This window comes from Endozoicomonas sp. ISHI1 (genome assembly GCF_024606225.1).
Taxonomy (GTDB): domain Bacteria; phylum Pseudomonadota; class Gammaproteobacteria; order Pseudomonadales; family Endozoicomonadaceae; genus Endozoicomonas_A.
Map to the genome: position 1 here is coordinate 1 of NZ_JAGRPU010000064.1, position 18762 is coordinate 18762.

The window sequence follows — 18762 nt, forward strand, 5'->3', positions numbered from 1 at the left end:
GCGTGGAACCTGGGTCGATCAAAGAACTTCGTGCACGGGTCATAACCTCTCCTGCCGGAACTAAATAACAGCGACAGGAAAAAACTAGACGAGCTGGCTTGTTTGTCAAATATAAGGGTGTCCTATTTTTTATATAAGGGTGTCCTATTTTTTTTATCCTATTTTTTACACGCATCGAGCTATACAGTGATAATAAGGCGTGGAACCTGGGTCGATCAAAGAACTTCGTGCACGGGTCATAACCTCTCCTGCCGGAACTAAATAACAGCGACAGGAAAAAAATAGACGAGCTGGCTTGTTTGTCAAATATAAGGGTGTCCTATTTTTTGTTTCTATTTTTTAGGTGTCTTTCCGGTCAGGTTACTGATGTTTTTATCTGTTCGTTCGGTTGGATAAGAACGCCCCCTAGGGTGTCCTATTTTTTTTTGGCAACGACCTACTATCCAAATGAAACTTTCGTACGATTTGAAGGTCAAATTATTTAAGCAGTTTCAATTGAGTCCTTCAGAATGTAGTAGGGAGATTAACCATGGATGGTCAAATTGGTGGAGGAATAAACAAACCCGTTCGTAACAACGGCGTGCCTCATAACAGCGTGCCTGATAGTGGCATTCCAGCCAAGAGAGCAAAGCTTGATGATCTTTCAACGATTGCAAAAGTCTGCTCTGATGTAGCGATCAAACTCAAGCTGTCGTCATCTCCGATGAAGATGCCTGACAAGACGAGAACCGTATCCTCAACGAATTCCTCACTCCATAAGCCCCCTCATGCCTTCAATTTTCGTTTTGTCGCCAGTGATGATGAGGTTCGACAGCTTTTGGTTAATCAGACCTGTGATGAACATTGTGCTGTCACTGTTATTTCCCACCCCGATGACCTCTCACAGGCCAACCTGGTAACCCGGTTGAGTATTTCCGGCGATGGTCGCCACACTCTGCGTCCGGGCAAGTTATTTGAAGGTTCAAAGCCATTCACCCTGGTGATGGATATCCGCAAACTCAGCAGCGAAGATCTGCCAAAATTTAACGATCTGCTGGACCCGGATAACCCCTGTCTGTACGACAAAGTCAGTCAGAAAAAACGACCTCTAGGCGGGCATGTCTCTCTGCTGGTCTTGGCAGACCCTGCGCAGTTGGCAGCGGTTGGCGGGGGTGGCGATGCCCCCGGGGCTGATTTCTGGCGACGCATTAATCGACCGGGCAATACCTGGCAGTTCGATGCAAAGACCGGCAATGCCCCATCGATGGATATCGACGCACTTCCTCCGGTATTGGCTGAACTCCCTTCTGCCGAAGGCACTATGAACGACGATGATACCCTTCTTATTGACTGCCACTTGCACAGCAACTGGCGACAGTTGCTGCTGGGCGGCCCCGGAGTGGATCAGCAGGGGCGAATCCGGCACATCCCTGGCAGGCTTGAGTGTCTGAGGGCCGGACAACGGGTGATTCTGAAAGGGGCCAACTGGCAGGATCTGGCCTTTGAACAGACGATTCGACAGATGCTCGCGCAAAAGTGTTTTGAGAGCAACGGGAAGAACTGTGAGTTACCCGACGATGTTCATTTTTATCAAATGCCGGTAGGGAAGGATGAGCTGCATTCACTGTTTCAAAGTTTATCCAACCCGCTACCCCATTCTGGTGATACTTCAGGAAACCCGATCATCATTAACCAGAGTAATATCAGCGAATGGCTGAACCCGATTGCCATTGCCCAGGAAGGCTACGCAGTGCCTAACAACCGTCTATTGGAACAGGTTCGAGCGGGTGGGACAGTCACCGTAACGTCTCCCCTCACTGAGGCACTTTGGTTTCGTTTGCTGGGTTCACTGCAGACGATTCGCGAGACAACGGGTCTGGAGCCTCGACTCCAGGTGGCTCATTCACGACAGCAGCCGAAAGCCCTGGGATTAGCAGAAAACGACGAGCGACCTCTGTCCAGAAACCCTCAGTTACAGAAAAAAGCCAGCAATGACGATTCTTTTGAGGCCGTCACTTATCGGCAACATGTCCAGGCCAGTCATTGGATCCGTCATCACCGGGGAGACCCTCTGGTCATCCAGGTCAATGAACAGACCGGCTTCAGTCAGCTATTTGATAATATCCATATCACCTCAGAACAAAAGGCCCATTTTGGACGACGTCAGAGTGAGTTGCAGAAAGCATTAACCGCAGGCAGGCCGGTGGTATTCCTGGGACTCGAAAGTAATCCAACACTTCAGCAGCTGCTGGAACCCCTGGTGGTTGGACAGCCTTTGTTGGTGAATGGCCAATTACGGGCCTACCCGCAGGCTCAAGTCACTTTACTCTGGCCTGAATCTGCGATAAGCCCATCACCAGTATTTCGTTCGATGCTTGCCACGGATAAACCCTGTCCTGAGGTCGATCTCTGGGATATTAATGCCCGCAAACATGATATCTCCAGGACTGAGCTGCCAGAACAAGCGCTTGATAAACTTTATGAAGCGTTTACAACCGTACCTGACCACCTTTGTAACCCTCTGCCTGAAATGACCGAAGCGTTGTTGAATAACCTGATACTGGCTGCCCGACAAGCACAGCAGGTTGACCAGTCCCCACAGCTTTTACCACGCCACTGGCGCAAAGCCATCGATAGCGTCATCACCCATGGCACACGACAGCATCCGACCGTGCGTGATTTTATGAAAGTGGCTTGCAGGCATTTTTTACCGGACGTGCACTGCAAGCCGGATGAGGATCAAACCGCCTCGGTAGACCCGGATCAGTTAACTGCCATCATCAACAGTGCTCAGCAGTTGGACAGAGCGTTTGTGAGGCAAAACCTGTGGCCACTGGTCAGAGCCCTTGACCCGGCTGTATTTAATGAAAAATTACAGCTGTCCTATAAAGAGCCATTTTCGCGGTGGACTGCGAAAGAAGTTCTGGACAAGCTCTGCGCCCTGATCATGGCCCATGTGCCTGAAGCACAACGACAGGCAGTGGCGTATCTGTTGGAAGTCGATCCGGAGGCAACAGAGCAATGTCCACCGTCAGCCATCAGGCCATCAAGACAGATCAAACGTTTACAAGATGCACTGGCTTCTGGCTGGCAGCTAACCCTACCGTCAGGGCAGACCCGATCCGAGGCCATTCACGCTCTGGCCAACGATTGTTTTCAGATTGCCCGGGGAGAATGTGTAACAGAGAATTCTGACGCAAAACGTATTGAACGTATAGAAAATCGACTGTCTGCATCACTGGCATGGCAGGGTTCCGCTGACAAGCCCTTGTCACTACTGGCCCGGGATCTTTATCACGGCGAAATGAGTCAGAAGGATCGTGAAAGCCGTCGATTATCCCGACTCCATGACCGGCTTGCGGACTCTCCCGTTATATTCATACAGGGGGAAACCGGCACCGGGAAAAGTTACTTTTCAGCCAAGATGGCAAGGGCTTCAGGACAGGCTTCAGTGATTTCCCTTGGACCTTCTGATAGTGAACAAACCCTGATAAAACGCTGGCAGTGGCAAGAACACGCCGATGGCGATCGCTCTATGGAACAGCAAAACCGGATGCTGATGGAATGGGCCAATACCCGATACGACAAAGACGAAGAATACATTACCCTGGTGCTGGATGAAGCCAATCTGGCCAAAACAGGATTGCTGGCGTCATTAAACGGCCTATGGGAACCGGAACCCTGCATCTATGTCAATGGTCATCCCGTCAAGGTCACTACAAACCACCGGGTGATTCTCACTGGCAACCCGGATCATTACGCAGGGCGTCAACTGGACCCGGCCCTGAAAGAAAAACTGCCCAGAGCTTATTACCCCCGTCTGGACCAGGCATTTCTTCGAGACAGAGTGGTGGAACCGGCTCTGGTCAATCAGTTACAAAGGCATCTGCCAGACACTCGAATCAACACAATGGCCAGGAATGCTACTGAGAGTGTGATGACACTCTGGCAATACTATCAGGAGCTGTTGCCGGAACATGAGTTTACCCCCAGGGATTTAACGGATATCTGTAGTTGGGTGGGTTGGTATCTGGATCGTTCACTACCCGTAAACGACAGTGTAACCAGTAAGCAAATAAACGGTTTGATCCAACAAAGTTTTCGGGATGTACTGGGCCCCGAAATCACTGAAACCCATCAGGATGCCCTGTCAGCACTGGAAATCTGGTTTGCTGCCCGTTACCAACCGGACAACACCCTGAGCGACAAAGTTCGTACACAGAACCTGCAGGATATACAGCAGCCCTTCATGACATTCACCGAACAAACCCGACCTGATTTTGATACCTCCGGATCGGCAGTCAGTGAACTTGTGCAACAGCTCGGACAGGATTTAAGTCGGTGTCAGCAGGCCTATCATCTCAACAGAAAACACGGCGGCCGTCAGGCGACGCTGGTTGAAGGCCCGGCCGGACGGGGTAAAGATGCCACGCTGAATCTGATGATCGACAGTGTCAAACAGCAGGCCAGGCAGCGGGGAGAATCCATGCCGGAAGTCTTTTCCCTGAATGCCTGTGATTGCTCCTGGAACAAAGTGTGTGAAAAAATCCAGACGGCAAAAGTGAATGGCGGCATCGTGGTCATCTCGGAAATGAATCTGATCGACAGCCAGCACCTGGAAGGTGAGCTGAACGACATATTGGCCGGTGACGCGCATCCGGGCTTCCACCTGTTTGCCACGACCAACCCACCCGAGTACAGCGGACGCAAACCCTTATCACCGGCGCTGAAAGGGCGTTTCCGACATTTACCTATCCGGCAGTACAGCCCGGCAGAATTGCAGGCCATTGCTGAGAAAGTGTTGCCACAGACCCCACAGGGGAAAATAATCGCTGAAGATCTGGCTAATATACACTGTCGTTTGAGGACTTGCCTGCAACAGAAAAAACTGCCGTTGCAGCCGACCAGTCTTGATTTACAGAATGTCACCAGAGCCGTCATCAGAGGCGGTGATTTTACTGAAAACGGCCTTCACCAATGCCTCAACCAGCACTACCGGCTTTACCTGATGGCAGCCAATGTATCACTGGATAAACTGCCAAAGTCGTCGGCTATTGCCATGGGTAAAAGCGAGCTTGATGCCGGACTTTGCAAATGGTTCAACGAAACGGTACCGAAAATGAATCGCCCGTGGTTGATACGAGGCAGCGATTGCAACAGTGTTGATGAAAAAAACTGTGAAATCCGTATTAAGACCGGTCTGACAAAAAAGGAAGCCAAAACGGAAATCATTAAGGGTGTGGCTCAGGCCAAATGGCAAGCATCCGGTCTTTCCCTGAAGCCGGATGAGTCGGACGACATTCTCACCCGGGCACTTTACCGACACTGGCAACAGTGCTGGTTTGATCGTACGTTTAGCAGTACCGGCATGGACTCTGGTAGTGTATTTCCCATGACGACAGAAGAGCAACAAACGCTGAAAATGTCCACTAACCAGCCTTATCTTCAGGCGGCTGACCAGCGGATAAGCGCGTGGAAGGCCGATGATGTTCAATGGTGGCCTGCATTCTGGCATCAGCTCAGTGATCTGGCGAACCATTTGGTAGACGATTTTATCGACGAAGCATCCGCTTTCGTCGGTGATAACACTCCTGAAGAAGACATGCCACAAGTCCACGAGGAACAAACTCCGGCATTGGACCAGAAAACGAACCATGAGTCACAACCCGTCAATAAAGCGTTGGCTTTTTACGGCGGTGAGGCTACTGAAAAGTACATTCCACAAGCTTACAAAGAACAGGCTCCGGCACTGGATCAGAGAGCAAACCATGAGCTACAACCTGTTAATAAAGCGATGGCTATTTACGGTGATAAAGCACCTGAAAAATACCATCCAGAAGCCCTTGGGAATGAGGCTCCGGCATTGGACCATATAACGAACTATGAGAGCTGGGGTAAGTCAAAACTTAACGAATATGTAATTTTCGAACATAGGCACTATTCTCCCGGGATGTATCGATGGTGGGCAGAGGATGTTTGTGTGTTTACTGAGGGCGAAGTCCAACTGATCAGTATTAATGATAAACACCTGCAGGGGGCCGAAATTATCATACCTGCCCGGTTACCAGAGCATGACCAGCCAGTGACATTAGCCAGCAACCAAACGCTGGCAACCTTTGACTGGACATCGGACAATGGTCGCTACGCCTTGCCCAGCCTGGAGCCTGATAACTATATAGTAGCCCTGCGCATGAAACCCGATTGGCCGTTTACCCTGGTCAGGGACCGGTATACCGGGCTTCACACACTGTCTATTCCAGAGGCCAGAGCCAACCAGAGTATTCGATTTACTTATGTTGTAGAACGCCGGAAACCGGGCAAAGAAAAATCTGCTAAAGAAGCCCGGTTAAAAGAAGCCCGGTCAAAAGAATCAAACCGTTTTGATGCCCGCTGTTCAGAAGGCATGAAAACAGTACTGGAAGAAGTGCTGACGAACATTGGCCAGCAACCATCAGAAATACAGGCGCCTTTGCTGAGAATAAAGAAAGCCAAAGACACGACGCAACGCATTAAGGCGATCAGTGACTATTGCCTGAAGTTTTCCGGTGGTGCCATACCAGAAACCGGAGAAAACTTCTTTCGTTTCCTCGTAACACGGCAACAGGGGAGCTGTCGTCATCGTGTGCCTGTTTTTATTGCTTTTTGTCGTTATTTTGGGATTCCATGTCGACAAATGACTAATCGTACCCATGCCTTTGCAGAGTGTTCCGTGGATGGAGGCCAAACCTGGAAGTTAGTAGATTTGGGCGGGGAGCCTGCTGAGGTAACAGAAATTCGGCCTGACTTCCAGACCATCAAAAGGTTCACTGGTTCTGGCACTGAGTTTAAGAGGCAAGGAGATCTCCTGCGGGGTCTTCTGGAGGGCGCTGATTTAGCGCAACAGCAAACTCTGGCTGAAGCCTGTGGCATAAGTCTTGAAGAACTGAAGGAAGCCCATGAGGCAGGCTGTGAATCGCCAATTCCCCATCTAAGTCCTTTCGCAATGGTAGAGAACCTTTGGAAGAGAAAAGATTTAGCCGGTTTTTCCATGGGCGTTTCAATCCTGGAGTCGCTGGAGACCGAGGCATTGGGCTTTAAAGAAAAGGAATTGATCGGTGTTGTGGAAGACTACGATCGGCGTGCCTCCAGACCGATGTCGGAGGCAGTCAAACAAATCTTGTCCAACAGTGATCAAGATCAGGTTACTGAACAACTCAGGGTATTGCACTCCAAAATGATTGTTCAGGGCGGAGCATGCCCTCTGCAGTGGTTGAGTTCAATAATGAATGTTCTGCAAAACAGTGACCTGACCAGGCCTCCGGTTATTGAATTTGCCAAAAAGGCCCTGGCATCGGATTGGCTGGATCCAGTGCCGAACAGTTTAAACGATTTTAAAGGGGCTCGTAAACTCCATGAGCTATTGATGCGTCTGCAAGTTGTCGATGAATTGAAGGTTGCAGCAAGCCAGTGCCTGAAAAAGTGGTATGGGGAATTATTGTCCGGAGAAAAAAATTGCGTGACCTGGCAGAGGGCATATAAAAAACGTCAGCAGAGAAAAGATAATGCCTTGCTCGTCTCTCAATGTCATGAAGGTTTTTCGCGATGTCTTGAAGGCCAAATCGTCAGCTCATCTGTAAAGAACGACTGGACGGACGAACCTGAGGGCATTCCGAGTATAGAGCGAATGCTGGTGCGCCACCCTGCATTTTCGAAGTTAATCTCGGGCGCGGCGAAACACCGTCCGGTGATTATCATGGAGCAGCCTTCCTGGGGCGATTTCTGGCTAAGAACACTGCTTGATGAAAAGGTCGAAACTCTGTTACAACGAATCGCTGAGAACCGCTCAGACTTGAAGCGCAGATTGGAACAAATCAATCAAGAGTACACAACGAGAAAACAACTCGGAGCTGCTCTGACAGAATTGCTGAGAGATCGCGACAAAGCCATGATTCATATTCTAAATGTAGCTATGAAAGAAGAATATCATTTGCTTAAACCAGCTTTGGAAAATGAATATGAGAAAAAAAGGTCTGCAACCATAAGCCGTTACGAATCCACTCTAAAGCCCCTTAGGCTGTCATTCGGGGAGAGAAAAACTGTGGATGATTTAAAAGAGAAATGCAGGAAAGCGATTCAGCAGGCCTTCAGCCATTATCTGTATGGGGTAACACATTCGAAAGGCGGTTACTTAACATATTGCTGGGTCGATGCTGAAATACCAGAAGGTGGGGAGAAACACAGCTACGGCGCTCATGACCCATCCTCACCAGAAGAGCTGCATGCCATGATGTCTGCAATCAGTAGCTCTTCCGGGTTTCAGGAATCTGTTAATAATAACTACTTGCGGCAGGTACACAACGCCAATAACGCTCTGGTGCTCAAATCCGACGAGCTGACAAAAATTGCCGCAGAGTTTATAAGCAGCATGAATTTGGATTCACTTTATGACTCACTAGCAGCCTGTCGGACCTAAGCGTCCGTAGCGAGGATTGCAAGAAATTGAGGATAAAAATTTCTGCTTCTGAGGAGAATAGCGAGCTATTTGACGAAGAAGCAGGAATTTTTAGACCAATTTATTGCAACCGCAGTAGGACAGCCTTAAGTCCGACAGGCTGCTAGGTGGGGCCGCCGAGATATTGCACAGAGAGACACCCAAAACTTCTTCCCATGGCGACAAACTACTATCCAAATTGAACTTTCGTATGACCTGAAGATCATATTATTTGACAATTTAAATTGAATCCTTCAGATGTCAGTAGGGAGATTAACCATGGATGGTCTGATTCGTGGAGAAATAAATAAACCTGTTCGTAACAACAGCGTGCCTGATAGTGGCATTCCAGCCGAGAGAGCAAAGGTCTGCTCTGAAGTAACTGCCAAACTCAATCTATCGTCATCTCCAATGGAGATGCCTGACAAGGCGAGAACCGTATCGTCAACAGATTCCCCGCTCCAAAAGCCCTCTCATGCCTTCGATTTTCGTTTTGTCGCCGGTGATGATGAGGTTCGACAGCTTTTGGTTGAGCAGACAGGCGATAAAAATCGCGATGTCACTATTATTTCCCACCCTGATGACCTCCCACAGGCCAACCTGATGAGCCGGTTGAGCATTTCCGACGATGGTCGCCATACTCTGCGTTCGGGCAAGCTGTTTGAAGGTTCAAAGCCACTCACTCTGGTGATGGATATCCGAAAACTCACCAGCGAGGAGCTGCCCAAATTTAATGATCTGCTGGACCCGGATAATCCCTGCCTGTACGACACAGTTAGCCAGCAGAAACGTCCTCTGGGCAGGCATGTTTCTCTGTTGGTTGTGGCAGACCCCGCACAGTTGGCATCGGCTGGCCGACTTGGTGACGCCCCCGGTGCTGACTTCTGGCGGCGAATTAATCGACCGGACAATACCTGGCAATTCAACGCACAGACCGACAACGATCCATCGATGGACGTCGATGTTCCTCCGGTATTGGCTGAACTCCCCGCTGCTGAAAGCGCCATGGATGACGGCAATACCGTTCTCATTGACTGCCACTTGCACAGTCACTGGCGACAGTTGCTGCTGGGCGGTCCCGGAGTAGATGAACAGGGACGAATCCAGCACATACCCGGCAGGCTTGAGCTACTGAAGCCCGGTCAACGGGTGATTCTGAAAGGGGCCGACTGGCAGGATCTGGCCTTTGAACAGACGGTTCGACAGATGCTGGCGCAAAAGTGTTTTGAGAGCAATGGTAAGCTTTGTCCGTTACCCGACGATGTTCAGTTTTATCAGATGCCGGTAGGGAAGGACGAGCTTCATTCACTGTTTCAACCCCTGTCCCACTCATGTGATAAAAAAGAAGAGCAGGCACCACGAAACCCGATCATCATTAACCAGAGTAATATCAGAGAATGGCTAAGCCCGATTGCCATTGCCCCGGAAGGTTATGCAGTCCCCAACACCCGTCTGATGGAACAGGTTCAGGAGGGTGGTGAAGTCACTGTAACCTCTCCTCTTAATGAGGCACTGTGGTTTCGTTTGCTGGGTTCACTGCAGACGATTCGCGAGACAACCGATTTGGAGCCCCGACTCCGGGTGGCCCATACTAAACGGCAGCCGAAAGCCCTGGGATTGGCAGAAAACGATAAGCTCTCAATGAGAGATCACGTCGCCTTTGAGACCGCCACGTATCAGCAAAACGCCCAGGTAAGTCATTGGCTCAAACAGCAGCCGGAAAACCCTTTAGTCATTCAGATCAATGACCAGACCAGCCTTAGCCAGCTATTTGATAATATCTATATCACCTCGGAACAAAAGGCGCATTTTGGACGACGTGAGACTGAGTTGCAGGAGGCATTAACCTCTGGCAAGCCGGTTGTATTGCGGGGACTGGAGAGTAATCCAGTGCTTCAGGAGCTACTGGAACCTCTGGCTGTTGGGCAACCTCTGTTGGTGAATGGCCAATTGCAGGTCTACCCGAAAGCCAATGTCACCTTGCTCTGGCCTGAGTCTGCGAAGAACCCGTCTTCAGTATTTAATTCCATGGTTGCCAAGGGTAAACCCTGTCCTGAGGTCGATCTCTGGGAGATCAATGCTTGCAAGCATGAGATCCCCAGGACTGAGCTGCCAGAACAAGCACTCTATGAACTTTACGAAGCGTTTAAAACCGTACCTGACGACCGTTGTAAACCTCTGCCTGAAATGACCGAAGGGCTGCTGAATAACCTGATACTGGCTGCCCGCCGGGCACAGCAGGTTGACCAGTCGCCACAGCTTTTACCCCGCCACTGGCGCAAGGCTATCGATAGCGTCATCACCCATGGCACCCGGCAGAATCCGTCAGTGCGGGATTTTATGAAAGTGGCTTGTTGGCAGTTACTCCCGGATGCCCATAAAAGGCCGGATGAGAATCAGGCCGCCTCGGTAGACCCGGTTCAGTTAGGGGCTATCATCAATAGCGCCCCGCGATTGGATAGAAAGTTTCTGACGCAGAACCTGTGGCAGCTGGCCAGAGCCTTTGAGCCGACAGTATTCAGGGTCTCTGGATCTAAAGGATTAAAACTGTCCTATAAAAATCCATTTCCATATCGGGATGAAAAAGAAATTCTGGACAAGCTCGGTGCCATAATCGTTGCCCACGCGCCTGAAAAGCAACGAGATGCTTTAACGTATCAGTTGGAAGTTGATCCGGAGGCAGCAGAGCAATATCCACCGTTAGCCATCAGGCCATCGAGACTGATCAAACGTTTACAAGATGCACTGGCTTCTGGCTGGCAGTTAACCTTGCCATCAGGGCAGACCCGATCCGATGCTATTCAGGCTTTGGCCACTGATTGTTTTCACATGGCCAGAACAGGGAATTCTGAAGCAGCAGGCACTGAGCACATAGAACTTCGACTGTCTGAATCACTGAAATGGCAGGGTTCCGCTGATAAGCCCCTGTCAGCTCTGGCCCGGGATCTTTATCATGGCGAGATGAGTCAGAAAGATCGTGAAAGCCGTCGTTTATCCCGACTCCATGACCGGCTTACAGACTCTCCCGTTATCTTCCTGCAGGGGGAAACCGGTACCGGGAAAAGTTACTTTTCCGCCAAAATAGCAAAGGCTTCGGGACCGGCTTCGGTGATTTCCATTGGACCTTCTGACAGCGAACAGACCCTGATGAAACGCTGGCAGTGGCAACATCACACCGATGGCGACCGCTCTATGGCACAGCAAAACCGGGCATTGATGGAATGGGCCAATACCGAATCCGACAAAGACGGAGAATACATTACCCTGATGCTGGATGAGGCTAACCTGGCACGGGCCGGATTGCTGGCATCATTGAACGGCTTGTGGGAACCGCAACCCTGCATCTATGTGAACGGTCATCCTGTCAAGGTCAGCACAAACCACCGGGTGATTCTCACCGGTAACCCGGATCATTACGCCGGGCGCCAGCTGGACCCGGCCCTGAAAGAGAAACTGCCCAGAGCTTATTACCCGCGCCTGGACCTGGCTTTCCTTCGGGACAGGGTGGTGGAACCCGCTCTGATCAATCAGCTGCAACGGCATCTGCCGGAGCATCAAATAAACGACATTGCACACAGTGCCACCAGGAGTGTGATGGCACTTTGGAAATATTATCAGGAGCTGTTGCCCGAGCATGAGTTTACCCCCAGGGATTTAACAGATATCTGCAGTTGGGTGGGTTGGTATCTGGATCGTGCCCTACCTGTAAACGACAGTATTACCTGTAAGCAAATAAACAGTTTGATCCAACAAAGTTTTCGGGATGTACTTAGTCCCGAAATCACCGAGACGCATCAGGATGCCCTGTCAGCACTGGACATCTGGTTTGCTGCCCGTTACGAACCGGACAACACCCTGAGCGACAAAGTTCATACACAGAACCTGAAGGATATACAGCAGTCCTTCATGCAATTCACCGAACAAACCCGACCTGAGTTTGATACCTCCGGCTCGGCAGTCATTGAGCTGGTGCAACGGCTTGGGCAGGATTTAAGCCGCTGTCAGCAGGCTTATCATCTCAACAGGAAACACGACGGTCGTCAGGCGACACTGATTGAAGGACCGGCGGGACGGGGCAAGGATGCCACGCTCAACCTGGTAATTGAAAGCGTCAAACAGCAGGCTGAGCAACGGGGGGAATCCATGCCGGAAGTCTTTCTCCTGAATGCCTGTGATTGTTCCTGGGAGAAAGTGTGTGAAACGATCCAGAAGGCAAAAGTGCAAGGCGGCATCGTGGTGATTTCGGAAATGAATCTGATCGACAGCCAGCATCTGGAAGGTGAGCTGAACGATATTCTGGCCGGTGACGCCCATCCGGGTTTCCACCTGTTTGCGACCATCAACCCGCCTGAGTACAGCGGACGAAAACCGCTATCACCGGCACTGAAAGGGCGCTTCCGACATTTGCCCATCCGGCAATATAACCCGGCAGAGTTGCAGAGCATTGCTGAGAAAGTATTACCACAGACCCTGCAGGGGAAAATCGTGGCTGAAAAACTGACCCGGCAACATTGTCAATTGAGGGCTTGCCTGAAGCAGAAAAACCTGCCGTTGCAGCCCACTAGCCTTGATTTACAGAATGTCGCCAAAGCGGTTTTCAACAAGGGCGATTTTACCGATGACGGACTCCATCAATGCCTCAATCAGCACTACCGGCTTTATCTGATGGCAGCTGACCTCTCGCTGGAGAAACTGCCAGAGTCACCGGCTCTTGCCATAGATAAAAGTGCAGTTCATTCTGAGCTTTGCGAATGGCTCAACCAGATGGTATCGGGCATGGATCGACCCTGGTTAATACGACACAATGATCACAACAGTATTGATGAAAAAAACCATGTAATTTGTATTAACACTCATCAGACTAAAAAGCAGAACAAAACGGAAATCATCACGAGACTGGCTCAAACGGAGTGGCAGGCAGCAGGTCTTTCCCTTAAGCCGGATGAGTCGGACGATATTCTCACCGGGGCACTGTATCGACACTGGCAGCAACACTGGTTTGCTCGTAAGTTTGGCCGGACGGGCATAAACGCCAGTAGCGTGTTCCCCCTGACGGAAGAACAGAAACAGACGTTGAAAATGTCAGCTAACCAGTCTTATCTTCAGGCGGCTGATCAGCGGATAAGGGCGTGGAAAGCCGCTGAAGTTCAGTGTTGGCCTGCTTTCTGGCATCAGATCAGTGATCTGCTGAACCATTTTGTTGACGATTATATTAACGAAGCCTCAGCGGTTGGTGGTGATAAGGCTCCTGTACATGATCTGCCACAAGTCCACGAGAAAGAGGCATCAGCATCAGCTCAGAGGACGAACCATGAGCCACAACCTGTTAACGAAGCGTTGATTATTGGTAGTGATAAGGCTCCTGAAAAATACATTCCGGCAGTTCACATGGAACAGGCTCCGTTATTGAGTCATTTAACGGACTATGAGAACCGGAAGAAGCCAAAAAGAGTCAATCACATAATTTTTGATACGCAGAACTATTCTTCCACTGATTACCGGCGGTGGACAGGGGATATTTATGTGACTGCAGAGGGCAATGTCAAATGTATCAATATCAATGATCAACACATGCAAGGGGTCGAAGTTCTCATACCTGCCCGGTTGCCAGAGCATGATCAGGAATTGACATTAGCCAAAGACCAGACGCTGGCAACCTTTGAGATGAAATCAAGAAATGGTCAATATTACTTACCCAGCCTCACGGTCAACGACTATATCGTAGCCCTGCGCATGGAGCCCGAGTTGCCATTTGCTCTGGTCAGGGATCGATATACCGGGCTTCACACACTCTCTGTTCCAGAGTCGGGAGTCAGCCAGAAAATTAAATTTGCTTATGTCGCAGAGTCCAGAGAAGCAGGCAAAAAAACATGTGACGAGGTAGTCGGACCAGCACAATCAACACGTTTTGACGTCCGCTGTTCAGAAGGTATGAAAACAGTACTGAAGGGAGTGTTAGAGAACATTAAGCAACAACCACCTGAAATACAAGCGCCTTTGCAGAGAATAAAAGACGCCAAAAACACGACGCAACGCATTGAGGCGATCAGGGACTATTGCCGGAAGTTTTCAGGTGTTGCCAGGCCAGAGCGCAATAAAAATTTCTTTCAGTTTCTCGTAACTCAGCGGCAAGGTAACTGTACTCATCGTGTGCCTGTTTTTATTGCTTTTTGTCGTTATTTTGGCATTCCATGTCGGCAAATCGCTAATCCTATCCATACTTTTGCTGAGTGTTCCCCGGATAGAGGCCAAACTTGGGAAAAAGTGAATTTGGGCGGAGAGCCTTTCGAGGAAACCAGAGTCACATCTAAATTCCAGCTCACCAGGAAGGTCAGTGGTTCTGGCAGTGAGTTCAAGAAGACCATGGATCTCCTGAAGAATGTCCTGAAAGATGCTGATCTGGCACAACAGCAAATTCTGGCTAAAGCCTGTGGAATGAGCCTCGAGGAACTGAACAATGCCCTTGAGACTGGCTGTGCGTTGCCAAACAATAATCTGAGTACTTTCGAAACAGTAAAGCACCTCTGGGAGGAAAAAGATCTAACCAGTTTTTCCATGGGCGCCTCAATGTTAGAGTCGCTGGAAACAGAGGCATTGGGCGAAGACGAGAAGACATTGGTCGGCAAAGTGATTCCAATCGGGGAATCACAACCTAAACCAATGTCGGAGGCACTCAAACAAATATTATCCAACAGTGATGAAGATCAGGTCACTGAAAAACTCAAATCACTCCATTCAAAAATGATTGATCAGGCCGGAACAAGCCCTGACCAGTGGTTGTGTTCAATGGTGGACGTACTGGCAAACAGTGATTTGACCCGTCCTTCGATTATTCACTTTGCCCGTGAAGCCCTGGATTCGGGTTGGCTGGATCCAGTGCCGACCTACGGCAGATTCGTTATAAACGCTGTTGAACATCATGAACTATTGGTGTGTCTGCAAAGTGTCGATGAACTGAACGTTAAAGCCACTCATTGTCTGAAAAAGTGGTATGAGGTATTGATGTCCGGGAAAAAAAAGAACCAGCAATGGCGGTGGCGGTCGCCTTGTAAAAAATTCCAGAAGAGAAAAGAGAATGCCTTCTTCATCACTCATCATCATGACGGGCATTCGCCATTCCTTGAAAATAAAATTGTCAGTCCATCCGTAGAGATTGCCTGGACGGACAAACCAGAGGGCGTTCCGAATATAGAACGACTGCTGGCGCAACAACCTGCCTTTGCGCAGTTCAACTCGGGCATGGGGAGCCACCGTCCGGTGATTATACTGGGGCAGCCCTCCCTGGACAGCGAAGTGATTAATGAAAAGGCCGAGGCCCTGTTTCAACGAAAACTTGAGAACAGCCCGGTCTTGAAGCAGATATTGGAAAAAATCAATCAATATGAGGCAATGGAACAACGATACTCAAATGCTCTCAGAGCAACGGATAGTAAGAAAGAAAAGCTTGATATCATAAGCAAGTACGAACCTACCCTAAAGTCCCTTGAGGTACCATTCAGTGAACAATTTCTGATTACTGGCATAAAAAACAAATGCAAGAAAGCGATTCAGCAGGTCTTCATTCATTATTTGTATGAAATGACACATTCGAAAGGTGGGCGCTTAACCTATTGTTGGGCCGATGCTTTCGCCGAGGGGGAAGACAATTGTGGCCTCTTTGGCGCTCATGATCCATCCTCACCAGCAGAGCTGTACGCCATGATGTATTTAATCAAGAGCTCTTCCTGGTCGCAGGAATCTATTAATGATGGCTACTTACGGCAAGCACATAACGCCAGAAACGCTCTGATTCTCAAAACCAATGAGCTGACAAAAATTGCCGAAGAGTTTTTCAGCAGTGTGAATTTGAATTCGATTTATGACTCATTGGATACATGATAACCATCTGCTCGTGATGAATTTTTTTTGAGATGGGCGACTTCCTTCCATGGCAACGAACTGCTGTCAAAATTGAACTTTCGTACTGCATAAAGGTCAAATTATAAAACAGTTTCAATTGAGTCCTTCAGATAGCAGTAGGGAGATTAACCATGGATGGTCAGATTGGTGGAGAAATAAATAAACCCGTTCGTAACAACGGCATGCCTGAAAATAGCACTCCAGCCAGCAGAGCAAAGCTGGATGAACCGATTGCAAAGGTCTGCTCTGATGTAACAGCCAAACTCAATCTATCGTCATCTCCGATGAAGATGCCTGGCAAGGCGAGAACTGTATCCTCAACGGATTCCCCGCTCCAAAAGCCCCCTCATACCTTCGATTTTCGTTTTGTCACCAGTGATGATGAGGTTCGACAGCTTTTGGTTGCCCAGACCGACGATAAACAACGCGATGTCACGCTTATTTCCCACCCCGATGACCTCTCGCAGGCTAATCTGGTAAGCCGGTTGAGCATTGCCAACAATGGTCGCCACACTCTGCGTGCAGGCAAGCTGTTTGAAGGTTCAAAGCCACTCACTCTGGTGATCAATATCCGAAAGCTCACCAGCGAGGAACTGCCCAAATTTAACGATCTACTGGACCCGGATAATCCCTGTCTATACGACAAAGTCAGCCAAAAGAAACGTCCCCTGGGTGAGCATGTTTCTCTCCTGGTCGTGGCACACCCTGCACAGTTGGCAGCGGTTGGCCAGCATGACGATACTCCGGGAGCCGCTGCTCCGGGCGCTGATTTCTGGCGGCGGATTAATCGACCGGGAAATACCTGGCAATTCAACGCACAGACCGACAATGACCCATCAATGAACGACGATGTTCATCCGCTGTTGGCTGAACTCTCCTCTGGCGAAAGCGCCATGGATGACGGTAATACCGTTCTTATTGACTGCCACTTACACAGTCACTGGCGACAATTATTGCTGGGCGGTCCCGGAGTGGATCAACAGGGACGAATCCAGCACATACCCGGCAGGCTTGAGCTACTGACGCCCGGACAACGGGTGATTCTGAAAGGGGCCGACTGGGAAGATCTGGCCTTTGAACAGACCATGCGACAGATGCTGGCGCAAAAGTGTTTTGAGAGCAACGGGAAGGTCTGTCCGTTACCCGACAATGTTCAGTTTTATCGGATGCCGTTGGGGAATGACGAGCTTCCTTCACTGTTCCAAAGTCTGTCCCACTCATGTGATAAAAAAGAAGAGCAGGCACCACGCAACCCTGTCATCATTAACCAGAGTAATATTGCCCAATGGCTGAGCCCGATTGCCATTGCCCCGGAAGGCTTTGCAGTCCCTAACACCTGTCTGTTGGAACAGATTCGGGCGGGTGGGACAGTCATCGTAACCTCTCCCCTTACTGAGGCACTGTGGTTTCGTTTGCTGGGTTCTCTGCAGACGATTCGCGAGACGACTGGCCTGGAGCCCCGACTTCAGGTGGCTGATTCAAAACGTCAGCCGAAGGCCCTGGGATTGACAGAAAACGACAAGCACTTTCTGTCCTGCCCACAGAAAAAAGTCAGAGATCCCGCCGTTTTTAATGTCGTCACTTATCAGCAACACGCCCAGGTCAGTTGTTGGATCAAGAATCAGCCGCAAACTCCTCTGGTCATTCAGGTCAATGAACAGACCAGCTTCAGCCAGCTATTTGATAATATTCATATCACCTCAGAAAAAAAGGCCCATTTTGGACAGCGTCAGAGTGCATTGCAGAAGGCATTAACCGCTGGCAGGCCGGTGGTATTCCGGGGACTGGAGAGTAATCCGACGCTTCAGCAACTTCTGGAACCCCTGGCTGTTGGTCAACCTCTGTTGGTGAATGGCCAGTTGCAGGCCTATCCACAGGCTCATGTCAAAATACTCTGGCCTGAGTTTGCGAGGAGCACGTCATCGGTATTAACTTCCATGGTTGCCACGGGTAAACCCTGCACTGAGGTCAATCTCTGGGATATCAATGCCCAAAGATATGATATCCCCCGGACTGAGCTGCCAGAACAAGCACTTCACTCACTCTACAAAGCCTTTAAAACCGTACCTGCCGACCTTTGTAACCCTCTGCCTGAAATGACCGAAGGGCTGCTGAATAACCTGATACTGGCTGCCCGCCGGGCACAGCAGGTTGACCAGTCGCCACAGCTTTTACCCGGCCACTGGCGCAAGGCCATCAATAGCGTTATCACCCATGGCACCCGACAGAGTCCGTCAGTGCGGGATTTTATGAAAGTGGCTTGCTGGCAGTTATTGCCGGATGCTCTTAAAAAGCCTGACCACAATCAAACCGCCTCGGTAGACCCGGATCGGTTAGCTGCCATCATTAATAGCGCCCCGCGATTGGACAGAAAGTTTGTGAAGCAGAACCTGTGGCCACTGGTTCGGGCCTTT

Annotated in this window: 3 protein-coding genes; all 3 read left to right on the forward strand. The window is 49.8% G+C overall.

All coding sequences use genetic code 11. The features are described from left to right. Nucleotides 1-529 precede the first annotated feature (529 nt). Nucleotides 530-8431 (forward strand): AAA family ATPase, encoded by a 7902-nt coding sequence (locus KBW69_RS22230; RefSeq protein WP_257282332.1) that lies wholly within the window; start codon nt 530-532, stop codon nt 8429-8431. Between the two features lie 297 nt (nt 8432-8728). Continuing rightward, nucleotides 8729-16327, forward strand: a complete 7599-nt coding sequence (locus KBW69_RS22235; RefSeq protein ID WP_257282333.1) for an AAA family ATPase — start codon at nt 8729-8731, stop codon at nt 16325-16327. 152 nt (nt 16328-16479) lie between these two features. After that, nucleotides 16480-18762, forward strand: a 2283-nt coding sequence (locus tag KBW69_RS22240) for a hypothetical protein (RefSeq protein WP_257282334.1), incomplete at its 3' end; no start/stop codon positions are given.

Excerpts from the sequence above, each read along its gene's own strand:
- KBW69_RS22235 (WP_257282333.1), top strand. The coding sequence starts at position 8,729 with ATGGATGGTCTGATTCGTGGAGAAATAAATAAACCTGTTCGTAACAAC.
- KBW69_RS22230 (WP_257282332.1), top strand. The coding sequence starts at position 530 with ATGGATGGTCAAATTGGTGGAGGAATAAACAAACCCGTTCGTAACAAC.